Source organism: Anaeroplasma sp., from assembly GCF_034179385.1.
Taxonomy (GTDB): Bacteria; Bacillota_I; Bacilli_A; order Acholeplasmatales; family Anaeroplasmataceae; genus Anaeroplasma.
In genome coordinates this window covers 1-2,942 of sequence record NZ_JAXFPY010000022.1, presented here as the reverse complement: position 1 = coordinate 2,942, position 2,942 = coordinate 1, and the positions used below count along the sequence as shown (strand labels likewise).

5 protein-coding genes are annotated in these 2,942 nt (G+C 27.6%); all 5 read left to right on the top strand.

Annotated elements, in window-relative coordinates:
- Nucleotides 1-459, top strand: a 459-nt coding sequence (locus SPJ17_RS01440; protein WP_321092042.1) for a hypothetical protein, incomplete at its 5' end; no start/stop codon positions are given.
- A 1-nt stretch (nucleotide 460) separates the two neighbouring features.
- On the top strand, nucleotides 461-1,036 hold the full coding sequence (locus SPJ17_RS01435) for a hypothetical protein (protein WP_321092041.1): 576 nt from the start codon (nucleotides 461-463) through the stop codon (nucleotides 1,034-1,036).
- Nucleotides 1,037-1,210: 174 nt separating this feature from the next.
- The gene (locus SPJ17_RS01430; protein WP_321092039.1) at nucleotides 1,211-1,459 is read left to right on the top strand and encodes a hypothetical protein; all 249 of its coding nucleotides are present in this window, start codon (nucleotides 1,211-1,213) and stop codon (nucleotides 1,457-1,459) included.
- A complete protein-coding gene (locus tag SPJ17_RS01425) occupies nucleotides 1,459-2,310 on the top strand; it encodes a hypothetical protein (RefSeq protein ID WP_321092037.1) in 852 nt (283 codons plus the stop codon). The genes SPJ17_RS01430 and SPJ17_RS01425 overlap by 1 nt, the downstream gene beginning before the upstream one ends.
- 61 nt (nucleotides 2,311-2,371) lie before the next feature.
- A partial coding sequence (locus tag SPJ17_RS01420) for a hypothetical protein (RefSeq protein WP_321092035.1) occupies nucleotides 2,372-2,942 on the top strand: 571 nt, incomplete at its 3' end.

Sequence of the window (2,942 nt, the reverse complement as noted above, 5' to 3'; positions counted from 1 at the left end):
AATGAAATAAATAGCGTACAGGATAAGAGTTGTGCCCAAATTTTGGATACAACTCTAACTCCTGCAAATGGGATACCCATTTCAAAAGGTATGTCAGTTAGTGGTTATTCTATGTCTTTTGGGGCAGCTGCTGCTTTGGCAATAGGAGTTTCTGGGGTTGCATATGTGGGTGAATACTCAATACAACAAATTGGAAGCAATGATTGGAATTTTAAGGATGCTTTTCTCGCTGGTGCTAAAGGTTTGTGGAAAGGAACTATTTCCTTTGGATTTGGGTACATTGGAGGAAGAATTGGAATTATGAATGGTTTTGATAAAACTATTTCAAATAGTTTTTATTCCAATGTTGAAATGACCACCTCCAGATTTATAACATTTACTATACAATCATTAATTGGCGAAAGGAAAACGAAATTCTTATACAGCTTAATTGTTGGATTAATAAGATGGATTCTATAAAATGAAAAATGTCAAATATAGATTTATTAAGAAAAAAACATTAGAATTTAATGAAGATTTTGCTGAATACAGTATTATTGTGACAATACTTTTTTTAGATTCTTATGTGCTAATGAAGCAGAGTGTTGAATATGATCATTTAAGATTAAAGTCTGACAAAATGAATTATGATAATATATTGAATGAATTTGAGAAAATGACAGATATCCATTCTAAACTTGTATATAAGGGTATTTTAGAGGATAAGATTACAAAAGAAAAGCATTATTTGTTTTGCGCAACAATTAATAGTCAAGAATTAAAGATTTTGGAAAAGAATGCAGATATAAAAACATATACAAATTCGCTTTTGAGAGAATGTTATAAAAATGATGATAGGTATGAAATCACATATTATTTAAAAGAACATAATTCCGAGGGCTTATTCTTGTTCCTAATTCCTTTAGGATTGCTTCTTGCAATTGGAATATTTATTTATAACATAGTAAAAGGAAGAATTATATTTGAATTGTTGTTTGGATTTATTGGCCTATTAGTTGTGATTATAGCTGGAATATTTAATTATAGAAAAAAATAACGTTCAATTATTATCAATTGAGATTGAGATTATGCTACAATCCTTTTTTCTCTCCCCTATATATAACGATTCTTTAATAAATTAGATGTATAAGGAAGAACCGGACTTTATAAAAATCGATGTATGTTCTTTAAAGAGGAAACTAAAGGTAAAATTAATGGTGCAATTCTAGGGATGGAATTTGATTGGCTTGCACACAATGTTACATATCAAAGATTAAGTGCTTTAAACCATTTAGGAATAAACGATTTGTTTGGTAGAGATATGGATAAACTAATGGATCAAGCAACGGATGTTGATTTAGGAAAGACTATATTTGATGATGATCATGGTTGGATTGGGAATGTAATGAAAGGTGCATGTTGTGTCGCGAATCCTATTGGTACAGTAATTGATTTATTGACATGGTGGTGGAATAAATAATGAGTGCAAAAAAGAAGTTCTTGATTATTTTCTTTAGTATCCTACCTTTGCATATTCTTGTTGCGATACTTTTAGTTGCTCAAGTAGATATAAAACAAAAAGAAGAAAGATTAAAAGTTGAAGAAATTATTGATTCTGTTGAAGTAGATGATAGATTTGCTTATCGTCACCTTTCTTCTAGCATAGATTATAAGAATCAAGATTATGGAAATTATATAGTGGATAATGCTGATATAGAAACAGATTTTGTTTGCGAAGACTATATTGTATATCGGTTAACTAGGCATAAAAGATATGATTATTATTCAATTGATTCCAATGGATATAGTAAATTTTTAATGACCACGAATTTAGCTTTGAGCTTTAAGTATTATAAAGATAATGCGTTTTATATGATGAATGAAGATGATTTCTTTGTTTATGATATAAAAACAGAAGCTTTTGATGAAATATCTTTTAATGATTATTGTGAAGCTTTAGGACTTTCTTATTATGTGTCTTTAAATAGAAATAATTTGATTAAATTATATGCAGTAAATAATAGTAGAAGTAAAGTTATTTCCTTTGATGAATTAAGACAGAATGAATTAATAGATAATTTATTCAGATTGAAAAGAGAATTATTTTTTGAAGACTATTTCATTTTGAATAATACATTATTCATAACAATTTATATAGATGCATATCACGGAATTGTTGTTGAATATAATATCTTAGATGAAAGTTTTGATGTTGTGGATAAGATTATTGAAATGGATTGGAATAATGATTTTATACTCTTTTATCTTGAAAATGGAGTATCTTATCCTATGGAGTACCTATTCGATGGAAATGAAGTAAAAAATATATAGAGTCAAAGAAAGGAATGAATTAAAAGAATAAGATCTATTTGAATTCAATTAGTGTAATAGTATGAGTATAGGTAAAAAGAAGTTTCTGATTATTTTCTTTAGTATTTTATCAGGAATAGGCCTTATATATGAAATACTAATGCTGACTGTTTTTTTGGTGGATAATTACGAAGAAAAGGAAGATCAAGAAGCACTTGACGGTATTCAAGTTAATAATAATCTTATCTATTCGTCAAGACAGGATAGTATTCTTTATAAATCAAAGGAATATACTCTTAGTAAATATTTAGGAGACAATAATTGTATAGAATACATATGCGAAGATTATATTATATATAGCAAGGATACGAATCAGCAATATAGTTATTTTTCTATAGATTCTAAAGGGGAATCCACTTTATTGTTTCATTCTAATGTATCTTTAATATGGAACTTTTATAAAGATGGTGTATTTTATTTAAATCACATCAATGATTTCTATATATATGAGCTTGGCTTTGAAAATGTTCAGTCTATTCTTGAAGAAGACTATATAAAAAGAAAAGAAGAAGATTACAAAATTGTTCAAATTAATAATACCAGCTTGAATATAATAGATAATCATACAGGAAGTAGTAAAAAGGTACTCATCA

Bases quoted from the DNA above. Each gene is read 5' to 3' on its own strand.
- SPJ17_RS01435 (WP_321092041.1), top strand. From the start codon at position 461: ATGAAAAATGTCAAATATAGATTTATTAAGAAAAAAACATTAGAATTT.
- SPJ17_RS01430 (WP_321092039.1), top strand. From the start codon at position 1,211: ATGGAATTTGATTGGCTTGCACACAATGTTACATATCAAAGATTAAGT.
- SPJ17_RS01425 (WP_321092037.1), top strand. From the start codon at position 1,459: ATGAGTGCAAAAAAGAAGTTCTTGATTATTTTCTTTAGTATCCTACCT.